Genomic DNA, 15,851 nt, shown 5'->3' with positions numbered 1-15,851 from the left:
ACCAGGGCGGGCCCGGGCCGCCCGCGAAGGGAGACCCGGGCCCGCCGGCAACGTCGCCGTGGCCGTCAGCCGAAGGCCTTGATCTGGTTCCAGTCCACGCTCAGGACCACCTTCACCGGGGATCCGGTGTTGGTCCGAGACGGGTTGTAGATCCGGGTCGCGCCGTCGGTCCGCAGGCGCGCCCAGATGTCCGGGATGCCGTCTCCACTGACGTCGGGGATACCGAGGGCGGTCGGCACGTTGGTGTCGGTCCAGCTGGTGCCGTAGGCCACGTCACCGTTGAGCGCGTTGGCTGCCAGCTTCAGCGAGTCAAGATCCACGCTGCCGCTGACGGGCCCGGGCCGCCCGTGCCGGACGTACATGTTGCCGTTGTCCAGGTTGCGCCACAGCAGGTCGGGCGTCTTGTCGCCGTTGATGTCGGCGACGTTGACGATCTCGCGGCGCGTCCAGGCGTCGGAGTTCATCAGCGTGGCCTCCCGGAACGTGCCGCCGGTGTAACCGGACAGCGTCCAGAACTCGGCGCCGGCCCGCAGGACCAGGTCAGGGTGGCCGTCGCCGGTGATGTCGCCGACCGCTCTGATCTGGGTCCACGTCGAAGGGGCGGGGGCGTTCGACGGCAGCCGGATCGCGAGGCGCCGGCCGATGTCGAAGCTGCCGTACCCGTCGCCGGGGTACAGCCACGCCTTGCCGTCCGGGGTGACCGCGAACAGGTCGGTGGCGCCGTCACCAGGGAAGGCATCCGCCCAGTGGGTGATCAGTGCCGCCTTGCCGGTGGCCGGGTCGAACCAGTGGTTCTCCGGATGCAGCTTCGTCTCCCCGGTCCTGCTGTCCTTGGTGTACGCGGCGCCGAGGCAGCCGTACAGCTCGCCGCCCTCGCTGCCGACGCAGTTCATCAGTTTGCCGGCCGCGTCCACGATCAGCAGGTCGGGGATGCCGTCGCCGCCGGTGTCCCAGGGCACGTCGGCCGCTTCCCTGGGCGGGACGTAGAAGGCGTAGTCGGTGCGCACGCTCTGATTGCCCGTGGCGTCGTAGGCGTATACCAGCAGCCAGTTGGGGCCCGCGTGGGCGGGTGCCAGAGTGATGGTCGCGCGGCCGCTGGAGGCCGGCGCCTCGAGCCACGTCAGGCCCTCGATGGCGTAGCGGAACCTCGTCGCGCCCGACGAGATCAAGGTCACCTTTCCGCTCGTGCCGAAGGGCGCCTTCGCCCAGGTCAGGCCGTCGGACGTGGCCTCAGGGAAGTCTTCGCTCTCGATCTCGGGCTGTGGCGGGGCGGTGGCGTCGACGGTGATGCGGCAGGGCTCGCTGCCCGGAGGGTAGTAGGAGGACGCCGCGTTCTCGGTGTCCACCGCGCGTACGTCCCACGAGTACGTCGTCTTGTCTTCCAGAGGGAAGGTGACAGGAATCTGCACCGTGGCGGTGCCGCTGGAATTCGGCTTGCCGATCTTGGCCGCCGGAACCGTTCCGCCGTTCTTCCAGAAGCGGAACTGCAGCTCCCGCAGATTGCCGTCGGCGTCCTTGGCGTTGGCCGACAGGGTGATGTTCGTCTTGCCGATGGTCACGCCCGCGCCCGGACCGGGCTTGCAGGTTCCGCCGGGCGTGGACCTGCCGCCGGTGGGCTCCCCCGGCTTCCGGTTGTGGGTCACGCTCAGCGTCGCGGAGCTCGCCTTGAACTTGCGCCAGGTGTGGGTGTCGGACTCGCTGGTGGCACGCATGCCGAAGGTGATGGTGGACCAGCCGGCGTTCGCACCCTTCTGGGCGGCCGACGTCACGTCGAAGGACTCGTACGCATCGGGGCAGGAGCTGGAGTAGCCGTGCGCGAAGTCCAGCACGTCGACCTTGCTGCTCCAGCTCGGCTGCTTGTTCCACGTCGTGCCCGAGGAGATCGCCCCGGTCAGCCAGAACTGGAACTCCCGCTTGTTGCAGGACCAGGAGTGATTGTTGAGCACCTTGAACTTCGCACTGGAGACCGTCGTGCCCTTGATGGTGCTGTCGAACTTCATGCGCCAGAAGGAGCGGGCGGTGCCGTTCGTGTCGTCCTCGTGGCCGACGCGGGCGTCGGAGGTGCCGGAGCTGAAGTTGGTGCCGTTCCAGAAGCTGCTGTTCGGGTAGGGCTTGTACGCCACCGTCCAGGCCTGCCACGGCGGGTTGATGGTGGGGTCGACGAACACCGGGAAGCGGGTGTCCGAGTCGGTCAGCAGATCGATCTCACCCAGACCGAGGTCGATACGGGCCTCACCGGTGCCGTCACCGAGAAGCTGCATCGGCATCCGGTCCTGGCGCGCGCCCGGCTCGATGCCGCTGAGGCCGGACAGCCTCAGCACGTCGGCCGGCGTGGCGACGGAGGTGCGCGGCGCCTCCCCGGGTTCGGCTTCGGGGTCCCGGCCGGAGGAGTCCCAGCCGAAGGGCGTGGGGACGGCGCCCACCTCGCGGCCCGCCGCGTCGAGGATCGAGACATGGCTGGAGCCGTCGCTGTAGTGGAACGTGACGGTCTCGGACCGCAGGCCGTAGGACACCTTGGCCAGCGCCTCGCTCCGTGCCGCCTCGGGCGTCTTGACGATCAGCAGTTGGGCGAACCCGCCCTCCTCCCGGACGACCAGCAGCAGGTCGACGCCCGGCAGCACCTCCGGGTACAGCGCCCGGGACCCGTCGAGCACCGGCTCGGGCAGCTGACCCGGCCAGGTGTAGGAGACGGTGTGCCCGTCCAGCTCGGTCTCGGCCAGCACCGTCTCCCCGGCTACCGGGCCGTCAACCAGCGGGAGGCGGGCGTAGGAGCGGTGGGCCCGCTTCTTCGCGCCTGCGGTGCCACTGGAGAAGCGCACCGGCACCACGGGGTTGACCGGACGGACGCCCAGGCCGTCACCGGTGCGCCGGAGCCGGTTGTCGACCGGGGCCCACTTCCCCTCGGCGTTCTTCGCCCGCTTGGGGAACGCGGTCATGTCGGTGCGCAGCTTGCCGTCCGGCAGGGCCCAGGTCTGCGAGGTGGCAGTGGTCGCCGTGTCGACGAGGACCGGCTTGCGACTGCTGCGCGCCTCGTCGAAGGCGGCGGCCTCGTCGCGGGGGCCGGTGGCGGCCGGCTTGGCGTCCGCCGTCCCGTTCGCGCGGGGTACGGACGTGTCGTCGGGGAGCCACCACGGCAGCAGGGCCGCGGTCAGGGCGGCCAGGACGAGGCCGAGGGTGAGGCTCAGCCGGGTGCGCGTGCGCACGAACGGGCTGAGGAGGCGAGGCGGCGCGGACACGGCGGCGGTCACTCCCGTGTGGACCAGGCGGACAGGGCAGCACGGACAGCCCCGGGACGCAGGTCACGGGGCAGGGGCGCGCAAACGATCACACGATGTGCACGGAACGTCCACCTGTGAAGAAGTTATGACTTTGTGATGACCCTTCTGTGAGGGCGCAAGATCGACTGGCGCAGGGTCAGGAGTGCGGCTTTTGATCACCGCTTGTGCGCCGATGCGTGGAGGTTCCTTGGCATTCGCCCGGAGCTCGCGGTTGGGGCGCGTCTGACACCATCTCACCCGTGGTGCAGACGCCCGGCCTCGACGGAGTCACAGCGACGGCGTCGACGGCAAGGCCGTGCGACGACTGTCCTCTTGCTGTCCTCGACGCTGATGGTCACCAGCCTCAGCGCGGAGGCATGGGCCGTCCCCGACCCGGGCATGAGCCGCGGGTCGGTCGACCTTCCCGAGCTGCCCGAGATCACCCCGGTCGACGGTGACGAAGAGGCCGAGAAGAACCTCACCACCGCTCCCGAGGTCCCCGTCGACCCCTACGAGCCGACCGCAGTCACCCCCTGGAAGGGCGACACCGGCACGGCGACCCTGGCCGAGGACGCCGAGCCGGGCAGCACGGTCGCGGTCACCAACGGCCTGCCCGTGGCGCTCGGAGTGCCCGAGGGCACCGACCCCTCCGCGATCGCCGGTGAGTGGACGGTCGACCTCGCCGGGCCGTCCGTGTCCCAGGAGGCCGGTGTGGCAGGCCTCATCATGGAGGTCACCCCGCCGGCCACGGCCGACCCGGACGCGCAGGTCGCGATCGCGGTCGACACCACCTCCTTCGCAGACCTCTACGGCCCCCAGGCGGCCGACCGCTTCGGCCTGGTTCTCCTGCCCAACTGCGTCCTTGCCCCGGACGAGGGCGAGTGCGCCGCCGACAGCGGGGCGCGGACCATGTCGGCCCAGGCGGACGCGGCGGGCCCCGAGCAACTGCGCAGCAGGGTCGAGGAGGTGCCCGCCAAGGCGGCGCCCACCAACGCCGAGGCGCCGAAGAACGCAGCCACCCACACGATCGTGACCGGCTCCGTCCCGGTCTCCGAGCTGCTCGACGACACAACGGCCGGCCCCACGACCGCGTCCGGCGTCTCGGCCCGCACCGCGTCCGCCCGCACCGGCATCGTGCAGGCGGCCGACTCCGCCGGCTCCCGGGTCATCGGCGCCATGGACACCGGCGCCTCGGCCGCCGGCGACTTCACGGCGACGCCGCTGCTGTCCGCCGGCTCCTGGTCGGCCGGCGCCTCCTCGGGCGCCTTCACCTACGCCTACCAGGTACAGGTCCCGGAGACCGCGGGCGGCCCCATGCCGCGGATCGCCCTCAACTACTCCTCGCAGACCGTCGACGGACGCACCTCCGCCACCAACAACCAGGCGTCCTGGATCGGCGACGGCTGGGACTACAACCCGGGCTCCATCACCCGCACGTACGCCAACTGCCGTCAGGACTCCAAGAAGGCCGGGTCGAACAACGCCACCCACCGCACGGCGGACCTGTGCTGGGGTTCCGAGAACGCCACCCTCTCGCTCGGCGGCATGACCACCGAGCTGGTGTGGGACAAGAACCAGGGCACATGGTTCACCGCCAACGGTGACGGCTCCAAGATCGAGCGCATCGAGGACCCCGCGACCGAGAACGGCGCCAGGAACGGCGAGTACTGGGTCGTCACCACCCGCGACGGCACCCGCTACCACTTCGGGCTGAACCAGCTGCCCGGTCACACCACGGGCAAGCCGGTCACCGACTCGGTGCTGACCGTCCCGGTGTACGGCAACCACCCGGGTGAGGACTGCTACAAGGCCGGTGACTGGGCCGGCTCCTGGTGCACGCAGGCCTGGCGCTGGAACCTCGACTACGTCGAGGACGTCCACGGCAACGCCATGTCCCTGTGGTGGAAGAGCGAGCAGAACTACTACGCCCGCAACTTCAACTTCAAGGCCCCTGTCGTCTACGACCGCGACGGCTACCTGACCCACATCGACTACGGCCAGCGCAGGGAGAGCATCTTCTCCGAGCCCGCCCCGGCCCGCGTCGACTTCCACGTCGACGACCGGTGTTTCGCCGAGGGCTCGCTGACCTGCTCCGAGGAGAACTTCACCGACAAGGACCCGGGCAAGTACCGCATCTGGTACGACACCCCGGCCGACCTTCGGTGCTCCTCGGGCAAGACCTGCTGGAACGCCGGCCCCACCTTCTGGAGCCGGGTGCGCCTGGAAGGGATCGAGACCTCCGCCCAGCGGCGTACCGACACCGACGCCCGTCAGACGGTGGACCGGTACACGCTCGAGCAGAGTTTTCCCGTCCTGAAGACCGGCCCCAACACGGCCCTGTGGCTGGAGTCGATCCAGCGCACCGGTTTCGGCCGCAGCGGGTCCACGAACGACAGCATCGCCCTGAACGCGGTGCGGTTCGAGCCGAACATGGACGACATGCCCAACCGGGTCATGCGTCCCGACGACCCGCGTCCCGGCTTCTCCCGCCTGCGCGTCGCACGCGTCATCAACGAGTACGGCGGCGAGACCGTCGTCACCTACAAGGCCCCCACCGGCGACTGCGCCGCCGGCACCGGACTGCCCGGCAAGACGGACACCGCCGCGTTGAAGTCCAACTCCCGGCTCTGCTATCCGCAGTTCTGGCACCCCGATCCCGAGGTCGAGGACATCGACTGGTTCCACAAGTACGTCGTGGAGTCCATCGAGGAACTGCCCAACGTCGACGGCGCCTTCAGCACCCGCACCGCGTACTCGTACAAGAACGCGGGCTGGAAGCTCGCCGAGGCGGAGTTCACCAAGAAGTCCACCCGCACCTGGTCGCAGTTCGCGGGCTTCGAGCAGACCACCGTCATCACCGGCACGGACGAGCCGGCCGTCGGCAGCAAGCGCTCCAAGGCCGTCACCCGTTACTTCCGGGGTATGGGCGACGACGTGCCGGTGAAGGACATCACCGGCACCGAGATCGCCAAGGACCGTGAGGCGTTCGCCGGCCGTATCGCCGAGGAACTGACCTACACCAGCGCCACCGACGCCGACTGGCTGTCCCGCAGCGTCACCGTGCCCGCCGCCACCGAGCTCGGCCGACGCGACCGCGGCGACGGGCTGAGCCCGCTGATCGCCTGGCGGGTCACCGAGCCCGAGGAGATCGCGTACACCAAGTCCTCCGGCACCGGTGACGACACTCGCACCCAGCGCGTCGTCCGGACGAAGACCACATTCGAACCGACCCACGGTCTGCCCACTCTCGTGGAGTCGCTGGGCGACACAGGCCGGTCGGGCGACGAGTCCTGCACCAAGCTGGAGTACCTGCACCACACCGGCAAGAACCTCATAGGCCTGACCAAGCAGGTCCTGGTCTCGCCCACCACCTGCGCGGACGCCGACTTCGGCGACCTGTCCACACTGAGCGGCGGCACCCGGACCGCCTACGACCACGCGTCCTACGGCGCCGCACTCGGCGACTCGACCCGCGGTCTGGCCACCAAGACCTGGTCCCTCAACGGTGACGGGACCGGCTTCCAGCTCGACGGCGGTTCGAAGTTCGACGCGGTCGGCCGCGTGGTCGAGCAGACCGACGCCGACGGCAACGCGGGCACCATCGAGTACTTCCCGGCCTCCGGCCAGGTGTTCAGGGTCACCGAGACCAATGCCAAGGGCCACAAGCAGACGCAGGAACTGGAGCCCGGCCGCGCGACGGCCCTGAAGACGACGGACGCCAACGGGCATGTCAGCCAGGCGACGTACGACCCGCTGGGCCGGCTCGTCGAGGCATGGGGCCCCGGCCGCACGCCGTCCGCCTCTGCCGTCCCGGACTTCCGGGCCGTCTACACGATCCCCGAGTACGACCCGGACGAGACGGACCGCAAGCCCCCGTACGTCACCACCTACACCCGCTCCAAGGACGACCGCGTCGAGACGTCCGTGGTCCTCTACGACGGCCTCGGCCGTGAGCGGCAGACGCAGGAAGAGGCCGACGGCGGCGGACACCTGATCACCGACACGCTGTACAACAGCTCGGGCGAGGTCTGGCAGACCAACAACGCCTACCTCACCCATGAGGCCAGGACCGGCGAGCTGTTCACCCCCCTCGCCGACACGACGGTCCCCAACATCACCCGGTACACCTACGACGGCCTGGGCCGCGTGGTGCAGGAGATGCCGTACCTGAAAGTCGAGGACCCGGAGACCGGCGAGTCCACCTCCGAGCCGGTGCCCGCCCGCGCCGTCCACTACGAGTACGGCGCCGACTGGTCGAAGGTGAACCAGCCCTCCGGCGCTTCCTCGTACCGCGTCTACACCGACGCGCTCGGCCGCACCTCCCGAGTCGACACCTTCAACTCCGAGGCCCCCGGCGGCTTCACGTCGATGCGCTACACCTACGACGGACACGGTCAGCTGGTGAAGGCGGTCAACTCCGCGGACACCGCCCATCCGTGGACGTGGACGTACGACCACCGCGGCCGGCAGGTGACCGCCACCGACCCGGACGCGGGCACCACGCGGACCACGTACGACCACCGCGACCGCGTCCTGACCACGAGGAACGCCCGCGGCATCACCCTGTGGAACGGCTACGACGTACTGTCCCGGCCGGCCGAGCAGCGCCTCGACGGTCCCGAGGGCAAGCTGCTGGCCACCTTCGGCTACGACACGTCCCCGGGCGGCACGGGCATGCCCGCGACCGCCACCCGCTACACCGACGGCGCCGCCTACACACAGACCGTCGACGGCTACACGAAGGACTACCAGCCGACCTCCACCACGCTGACCCTTCCGGAGTCGCTGGCCGACACGTGGGGCTTCAAGACCTCCTACACGTACGCCTACGCGTACGACGACACCGGCGCCCTCGAGGAAGCCTCGCTGCCGGCGGTCGGCCGGTTCGACGCGGAGAAACTCGTCGTCCGCTACAACAAGGACGGCAAGCCCCTGTCGGTCTCCGGCAAGGACTGGTACGGCGCCGACACGGTCTACGACGCCTACGGACAGGTGCTGCGCTCCGCGCTGGGCGCCCACCCGTACCGGGTCTGGACGACGGCCTCGTTCGACGAGGGCAGCGGCGAGCTGAAGAGCCACTCCGTCCACCGCGAGCAGGCCGGTGACAAGACGCTCGTGGGCGGCCACCTCGTGTCCGAGCGGTCGTACACCTACGACCCGGCAGGCAACGTCACCTCCATCCGTGAGCACTCGGACGGCATCGCCGAGCGGCAGTGCTTCACCTATGACGCCCTGGGCCAGCTCAAGACGGCCTGGACCGCCAAGGACCAGACCTCCTGTGCCGGCCCGAAGACCGGCGACGGCACACCGAACGTGGCGGCCGGCGAGGACAACTCCGGTTACTGGCATGAGTACGAGTACGACCTGCTCGGCAACCGCACCAAGCTGACCGAGAAGGACCTGGCGGGCGACACCGCAAAGGACGCCACGACCACGTACTCCTACGGCAAGGCCGACGGCACCCAGCCGCACACGCTGACCAAGGTGTCGAAGACCTACACCACGCCGGAGGGCGCCCAGGTCAAGGCCGAGGCCGAGCGGCTCTACGAGCTGACCGGCGAGACGAAATCCGTCACCTCCCTCGGGAACGGTGACAAGCAGGAACTGAGCTGGACCTACGACGGCAAGATCGATCGCATCAAGGGCCAGGGCACCGGCGGCAGGACCCCGTACGTGGGACTGGCCGACAAGTGCCTGGACCTGAAGAGCGGTCACGCGGTCGCCGGCCAGCCGATCCAGCTGTACGCCTGCAACACGTCCGTGGCCCAGAGCTGGAAGTTCGCCGTCGCTCCGGGAGCGGCGCAGACTGACCCCGACCGGGGCACGCTGACCGTGTACGACAACTGGTGCGTGCAGCCCGCCTCCAACACGACCGGCGCGGCGGTCCAGCTGCAGAAGTGCGACGGGTCGCCGGCGCAGGAACTGAAGCGGAACGCCTCCGCCCAGCTCATCCACGTCGCCTCCGGCCTATGCCTGGCGGTCCAGGGCGGCAACTCCGCCAGCGCCACCCCGGTCGTGCTCGCCACCTGTGACGCGAGCAAGGCCGAGCAGCAGTGGTCGCCGCAGAACGACACCCGCTACATCTACGGCCCCGACGGCGCGCAGCTGCTGACCATCAAGGGCAAGCAGGCCACCCTGTACCTGGGCGAGGCCGAGGTCACCTTCCAGCGCGGCGGTGTCCTGATCAACACCCAGCGGACCTACTCCGCCCCGGGCGGCGCGGTCATGCGCTACGCGTACGGCAACGGGTCCGACCAGTTGGTCGCCCTCGCCGGCGATCACCAGGGCAGCACCTACGCGGAGGTCGTGCTCGGCGGCACCATGTCGGTGCGGATCCGCAAGCAGGACCCGTTCGGGAACCAGCGCGGTACGGGCGAGACCGGTGTCAACATGCAGGCCCACACGGGCTTCCTGGGCGCCATCCGCGACGACTCCTCCGGCTACCAGCCGCTGGGGGCCCGTCTGTACGACCCGGTGGTCGGGCGTTTCCTGTCCGCCGACCCGGTGCTGGACCTGAACGACCCGCTCCAGTCGAACGGCTACGCCTACGCGCACAACAACCCGGTGACGATGGCCGACCCGACGGGCCTGGCCATCTCCCTGACCGCTTCCGAACGGGCCGCGGCCCTGGCCGGCGCGGGCTTGTCCGCGGCGCAGGTCGCGCAGGCGCAGTCCACCATGGGCAGGTCGCTGTCCTCGGTGATCATGGGGGCGGCGTGGAGCACCCTGAAGGACTTCATCGGCATCAACGACGCGATGGCCTGCTTCGGCGGTGACATGTGGTCGTGCGCCGGCATGGTCCTGGGCGCGATCCCGTGGTTCAAAGCGGGCAAGATCCCCGGTGTCCTGAAGGCCATCGACCGCACGATCGACGCGATCCAGGCCTTCCGCAAGGCGAAGAAGGCGGCCGAGGCGGTTCTGAAGGCCGCGAAGGCGGCCGAGGCGGCGGCGCTGAGAGCCAAGAAGGCCGCCATCGAGAAGGCGAAGAAGGAAGCCGCGCAACGCGCCAAGAAGAAGGCGGCGGAGCAGGCGAAACGAACGTCCGACAAGGCGGTCGCACAGACCAAGAAGACGGGTAACCCCGTCCAGAAACAGGCCCAGGCCAAGGCGGCCCCGAAGGCGTCCTCGGTGAGCAAGGGCTCCGGAGGCGGCAAGGGCGGCGGCTCCAAGCCGGGCGGCGACTCAGGCGGCTCCTCCCGCAGCAAGGGCGGCAGCAGCGGAAGCGGCGACTCCGGCAAGGCCGACGGAGGCGACGGCGGCTCCTGCCCGGTCGGCAACAGCTTCGTCCCCGGCACCAAGGTGCTGATGGCGGACGGGTCGTCCAAGCCGATCGAGGAAGTCGAAGTCGGCGACAAGGTCCTCGCCACCGACCCCGAGACCGGCGAGACCCGCATCGAGACCGTCACCGCCGAGATCAAGGGTGAAGGCCTTAAGCACCTGGTCAAGGTCGTCATCGACACCGACGGCGCCAAGGGCGAGGAAACGGCCCAGGTCACCGCCACCGACGGCCACCCCTTCTGGGTCCCCGAACTCGGCAAGTGGCTCGACGCCACCGACCTCCAGCCCGGCCAGTGGCTCCGCACCAGCGCCGGCACACACGTCCAGATCACCGCGATCGAACGCTGGACGACACCGGGCACGACAGTCCACAACCTCACCGTCAGTGACACCCACACGTACTATGTGCTGGCGGGCGCTACCCCGGTCCTTGTCCACAACTGCAACGTGGCGCTGGGACAGAAGGCGGAAGGCACCTATTCGTGGGCGGACAAAATGGGGTTCAAGCACTTTGGCGGCTATGCCCCTGACGCATGGCAGGGCCCAGTGGAAAACGCGATCCGGGACTCGTCGGTGACGCTTCACGTGAATCTCCGCGGCTTGGGCAACTTCACTGAATCGGCGAAGGCCGGGCTTCAGCCAGGAGCGTACGCCACTGATATGGAGATGGGCTGGATCGCAAGAGCTGTCGCCAATGGCGAACGGTCATGGTCCTCCATCAACTTCTATCGACCGAACGCGAAGGGAGCTCTTGAAAGAGTGGATGTCGCGGAACCAGATTGGGCGAGCTTCGGTAGGCTCCGGCCCTTCATATCGGATGCAGGGAAGGTCTGTGGCTGCTAGCAAGCGAACCGAAGGGGATTCACGAGCATGGATGCGCTTGACCCTTGTCTCTACCCTGACCTCTTCGCTGCGGGCGGCCTTATCTCGGCGATGGAGCTCGCGGCGGCAAAGAAGAATCTCGACCTGGGGCGACTCTACAGTCACTACGCGTCGGGACCTGGCCTGCTAGCCACGGCTGAGCTGGATTCGAGTCACGGAAGGGCTTCTATTCAGCTCGGTAGCCAAAGCAGGACCTTCTACGTAGCAATCCAGGGGCAGGGATTCGCATGGGCTGAGGGTGCTACTGATGATCTGGACGATCTGATTGAGGCATTGACTGCGTGGCGGGAAGGTATTTCGGTGGATGACTTCGCTGGAAGGTTCCCATTCATGATGCCGGGGCGGCTAGCGAGAGCCAACGAGTCGGGAGACTCGGTACCCGCTCAGTGGAATTGGTTGCGGACTGCTGAGGAGTTCTCCGAGGAGCGCCCGCTAGTGGAAGCGGCCTACGCAGATGGCCGGTTCGGCCATTTCTTCCCAACTCTCAGCCATGGAACGCTACGACTTAGATCGGTGCGCCGAGAGCAAGGGTCCCAGGAAGTGAGCATTACTCCACTTTCTGAAGGTTCCTACCGTGTGGAGAATCCTCGATTGCTCGACCCGACGGTTGTAGATTCTTTGAGGGAGGCCCTTACTGTGGCTTCTGAAGCTCTCGCGAGTAACGAATGACACGCTCGCTTCAGTAAGAACCCCGCCGACCTTGGTCCGGCGGGGCCCCTGCGTTAGGTGACGGCAGTAGTTGACGGCAACGTCAGCGCACGAGGGCGGGGCAGGGCGGCGGTTCGTCGTCGTTTGCTGTTGAGCATCTTGGCGATCTCCGGGGTCCGAGGAGTTCCTTGATCACGACAAGCTCGACGCCCTGTTCCAGGAGCAGCGTGGCGGTCGAATGGCGGAGGTCGTGGAAGCGGATGCGGCGGAGGCCGGCCTTGCGGAGGAGCGTGGTGAAGGTGCGAGTGAGGTTGGTCGGGTCGATGGGTCGGCCCTGCGCGGTGGTGAACACGTGCCCGTCGTGCAGCCAAGAGGAGCCCGCAGTTTCCTGCTCGTGCTGCTGCTCCTGATGGAGCTTCAGGGACTGGACGGTTGGGGAGGGCGATGCGGCGTTCGGAGGCCCGCGTCTTGGTGGGCAGCGTGGTGAGCCCCCCGGTGCTGGTGCGCTGCAAGGTTTGGCGGATTGCGGCGGTGCCCGCGTCTAGGTCGAGGTCTTCTCAGCGCAGGCCGAGGAGTTCGCCCTCGCGGAGTCCAGTGTGAAGAGCGAGTTCGGACAGAGCGTGCAACCGGTGTCCGCGCGTGGCCGCGAGGAACTGGCGGGCTTCGTCGGTGGTGAGGGGTTCGAAGCGCCGGGGCCGGATGTAGGCCGGCGTCAGTGGTGACAGCAGTTTGCGGCAGCACTGCCCGACGGCACAGCAACGGGGCCACGGGCTCAGGGCGGTGTGGCCGCGTACCTGACGTATTGGCTGGACGCCGCTGGGGCACTTCTATCCGCAGTCCGGGTAGTTGAACGAAAGTAGTGGGGTGGGCGCAGTTGCGCGTGACGCCAACGGCGCCCACTTTCCGGGAACAGTGCTGACTCAGGGAGCAAGATGACTGGCCATGACACGGTTGACCGGTTTGATCGCTACTGTGAGCTGCTCGATTCGCTCACCGGTGTGAAGCCTGTCATCAGCGACGTTGAACCACGGGTGGCGAAGGATGGGCCAGTTCGTGCCATCTCGTACATCGGAACACCGAAATCTGGATATATTACGGGTTTCACCTATGGGCTGTCCCTGTCCAGCCGTCCAGATTGGGGGTCGAAGGGGCGCGAATTATCCATCACCATTCGTTCTGGTGATGTCAAATGGTCCCAGGTTCCCGCACGGGTGGCTGCCGCCTTGCGAGGTATCTGCCCCTTTGATCCGGGACAAGTCCTTGGGTATAAAGTGCCGTATGTGCAAGGTTCTTCCATGAATAGCATCGCCTTGGCCAAGCCTGTCCTTGATCTTGGATCGGAGTTGCTCGATCTAGGCGGTGTTGAGGGTGGCGCGAAAGTGCTGGATCTGATCGAGATCATCGGCGCTTATCCGATTCATTCATCGGAGTGAGAGTTCGCGTACTCGCATGGATTTGATGCGCTTTGGAGCTTGGCGTGGGATCGATTCGACCCCATGCGCGCGCCGGTAGCATAATCATTTTGACTAATGTCGCAGAGGCCTCGCTGAAATTTCCGGCGGGGCCTCTGCGGTGCTTGACGGCAACCGTGACGGCAACGTCAGCGGACGACGGCTGCGGTTGAAGGCGGAGTCGGACGTGGGCGTGGACGCCGGCGGTGACGCCGATGTGGGCGTGACCCATCAACTCCTCGAGTACGACGAGGTGCTGAGCTGCAGGCAGCCCCGTAAGTTGTCCGACGGGGCTGCCATACCGCTACATCCGCTGCCTCGCAGTTGCAGGCGACGGGCCGGAGATCAGTCGAACACGAACGGCCCCGGCGCCTGCGGTCCCGTTGCCGTGCAGGTGATCGTGATGAAGCCGAAGGCCGTCACCTTGAGAGTGCCGCCGTAGGCCTCCAGGCTGTCGCCGGAGGCGACCGTGCCGGAGAGGGGGCCGACCTCGAGGGCGTCGCCCGTGGACATCGCCGGGTTCTTCGTGCCCTTGAAGACGACGGTGCCGCCGCCCTCCTTGACCATCGTCAGCTCCGAGACCAGGGAGTCCTGGCTGATGGAGAGGGGTGCGGTGACCGAGGAGGTCGTGAGCGTGATCGTGGCGGACGTGCCGCTCTGGGTGGCCGTGAGGGTGGCGTCACCGCCGCCGTAGCTGCCGCAGTCGGCGTTGACGGTCGCCGTACCGGGGGCCACGGCGGCCGCGGTGGGGGCGAACGCCAGGCCGCAGACGGCCAGTGCGCCCGCGGCCAGGGACAGACCTGTTCCGAATCGCTTGCCTCTCATTGGATTCCGGCTCCCTTTCGGTGTGGGGGGCAGATGGGGGTCCGGACCCGCTGCGTGTCCATTGATGCGCGGGAGGCGTCGCGCGACAAGGTTGAGATCTGGCCTAATTACCGGAGGTAACAGCCGGGGGGTGCGAGCGGGTTCCTCAGCCCGCCGTGACCGTCTCCCGGACCGTGCCGTCCGGCCCGGCCACCAGCACCGGCGTCTCCGCCCCGCCCAGGTCACGCACGGCCGCGCGGTCCTCGTCGGAGGCCGACTCCGCCTCCGTCACCACCGCCGCCGCCTCCAGCGAGGTCGCGCCGGACGCCACCGCCATCGCCACCGCCGTGCGCAGGGCGCTGAGCTTCAGCGAGTCCAGGGCGACGGTGCCGGCGACGTACGTACGGCCGGTCTCGTCGCGTACGGCCGCGCCCTCGGGCACACCGTTGCGGGCCCGTGCGGAACGGGCCAGGGTGACGATCTTGCGGTCCTCGGGGTCGAGGTCGGGAGTCTCGGTCATGATCCGAGCATACGGAGCCCCGCCCGGCGCCGACCCGCTCACCCCGCCACCGGGTACATCGCCCCCCGCCGGCCCTCCGGCGAGGCCAGCCACTCCAGCTTCGCCGCGGTGTTCGCCTCGTCGAGCGGGGTGTGCAGCACGATGGTCAGATCGGGGCGGGCCGGCACCTGCAGGGCCGTCGACTCCAGGCTGAGCAGGCCGACCAGCGGATGGTCCAACTCCTTGCGGAGCTGCCCGGCGTCCTCGATGTCCCGCTCCTCCCACAGCGCCGCGAACTCCGCACTGGCCTTCTTCAGGTCCGCCAGCACCTGCTGGAAACCCTCGTCGTCCGGGTTGGCCGCACAGGTGGCGCGGAACTGGGCGACGACCGTGCGCGCGTTGTGCTCCCAGGTACGGGCGCGTGAGCGGTACAGCGGGTCGGTGAAGAAGTCGATGATGCAGTTCCACGTCGTCTCGGGCCGCATGCCCAGCACCGCCGCCGCCGCGTCGTTGTACAGCACGCAGTTGTAGTACCGGTCCATGATGTGCGCCGGATACGGCATCCACGTGTCGATCAGCCGCCGCAGCCCCTCGCACATGTCCCGGTTCGCCGGCTCCACCTCGGCGGCGGGCGGGTTCAGCCCGGCCAGCGCGTACAGGTGGCGGCGCTCGGCGTTGCTGAGCCGCAGCACCCGGCCGACCGAGTCCAGGACCTGCGGGGAGACGGAGATGTCGCGGCCCTGCTCCAGCCACTGGTACCAGGACGCGCCCACCCCGGCGAGCACGGCCACCTCCTCGCGGCGCAGTCCCGGCGTCCGGCGCCGCGCCCCGCCGTCCGGCAGGCCGACGTCGGCCGGGGAGACCCGGGCGCGCCGGCTCATCAGGAACTCCCGCAGCTCACTGCGGCGCCGGTCCCGGCCCGACGACTCGCTCTGTGCCTTCACGATCACATCCGGCACGTACGCACTCCCCCCATGGCGAATCCGCTGACGCACTGTGCCTGGTGGTGGCACCACCAGAACAATCCGTGTC

Annotated in this window: 7 protein-coding genes and 1 pseudogene; 3 read left to right on the top strand and 5 right to left on the bottom strand. The window is 68.5% G+C overall.

Features of this window, described 5'->3' with window-relative positions; genetic code table 11:
- Positions 1–65: 65 nt before the first annotated feature.
- Complete coding sequence (locus tag ACFOSY_RS18325; RefSeq protein WP_394308076.1) at positions 66–3,236, bottom strand: FG-GAP-like repeat-containing protein; 3,171 nt, start codon at positions 3,234–3,236, stop codon at positions 66–68.
- A gap of 372 nt (positions 3,237–3,608) precedes the next feature.
- Between ACFOSY_RS18325 and ACFOSY_RS18320 the strand changes: the two genes are divergently transcribed.
- A complete protein-coding gene (locus ACFOSY_RS18320; RefSeq protein WP_394308962.1) occupies positions 3,609–11,378 on the top strand; it encodes a ricin-type beta-trefoil lectin domain protein in 7,770 nt (2,589 codons plus the stop codon).
- 27 nt (positions 11,379–11,405) lie between these two features.
- A complete protein-coding gene (locus tag ACFOSY_RS18315) occupies positions 11,406–12,086 on the top strand; it encodes a DUF6193 family natural product biosynthesis protein (RefSeq protein ID WP_394308074.1) in 681 nt (226 codons plus the stop codon).
- A 154-nt stretch (positions 12,087–12,240) separates the two neighbouring features.
- Here ACFOSY_RS18315 and ACFOSY_RS18310 read toward each other — a convergent pair.
- Positions 12,241–12,763: pseudogene (locus tag ACFOSY_RS18310) on the bottom strand (site-specific integrase); the annotation flags it as partial.
- Between the two features lie 234 nt (positions 12,764–12,997).
- Between ACFOSY_RS18310 and ACFOSY_RS18305 the strand changes: the two are divergent.
- Positions 12,998–13,498: a hypothetical protein gene (locus ACFOSY_RS18305; RefSeq protein WP_394308072.1), complete on the top strand. Its 501-nt coding sequence runs from the start codon at positions 12,998–13,000 to the stop codon at positions 13,496–13,498.
- Between the two features lie 363 nt (positions 13,499–13,861).
- Here ACFOSY_RS18305 and ACFOSY_RS18300 read toward each other — a convergent pair whose 3' ends face one another.
- From ACFOSY_RS18300 to ACFOSY_RS18290, 3 genes are all read right to left on the bottom strand, one after another.
- Complete coding sequence (locus ACFOSY_RS18300; protein ID WP_394308070.1) at positions 13,862–14,341, bottom strand: hypothetical protein; 480 nt, start codon at positions 14,339–14,341, stop codon at positions 13,862–13,864.
- A gap of 145 nt (positions 14,342–14,486) precedes the next feature.
- Positions 14,487–14,840 carry a hypothetical protein gene (locus ACFOSY_RS18295; RefSeq protein WP_006129632.1) on the bottom strand — a complete coding sequence of 118 codons (354 nt, stop codon included), beginning with the start codon at positions 14,838–14,840 and terminating at the stop codon, positions 14,487–14,489.
- Positions 14,841–14,878: 38 nt separating this feature from the next.
- A complete protein-coding gene (locus tag ACFOSY_RS18290; RefSeq protein WP_394308068.1) occupies positions 14,879–15,778 on the bottom strand; it encodes a helix-turn-helix transcriptional regulator in 900 nt (299 codons plus the stop codon).
- Positions 15,779–15,851 lie beyond the last annotated feature (73 nt).

This window comes from Streptomyces lusitanus (genome assembly GCF_042647945.1).
Lineage (GTDB): Bacteria > Actinomycetota > Actinomycetes > Streptomycetales > Streptomycetaceae > Streptomyces > Streptomyces pseudogriseolus.
This window is presented reverse-complemented; position numbering and strand designations above follow the sequence as displayed.

Bases quoted from the DNA above. Each gene is read 5' to 3' on its own strand.
- ACFOSY_RS18295 (WP_006129632.1), bottom strand. From the start codon at position 14,840: ATGACCGAGACTCCCGACCTCGACCCCGAGGACCGCAAGATCGTCACC.
- ACFOSY_RS18320 (WP_394308962.1), top strand. From the start codon at position 3,609: ATGGTCACCAGCCTCAGCGCGGAGGCATGGGCCGTCCCCGACCCGGGC.
- ACFOSY_RS18300 (WP_394308070.1), bottom strand. From the start codon at position 14,341: ATGAGAGGCAAGCGATTCGGAACAGGTCTGTCCCTGGCCGCGGGCGCA.
- ACFOSY_RS18305 (WP_394308072.1), top strand. From the start codon at position 12,998: ATGACTGGCCATGACACGGTTGACCGGTTTGATCGCTACTGTGAGCTG.
- ACFOSY_RS18315 (WP_394308074.1), top strand. From the start codon at position 11,406: ATGGATGCGCTTGACCCTTGTCTCTACCCTGACCTCTTCGCTGCGGGC.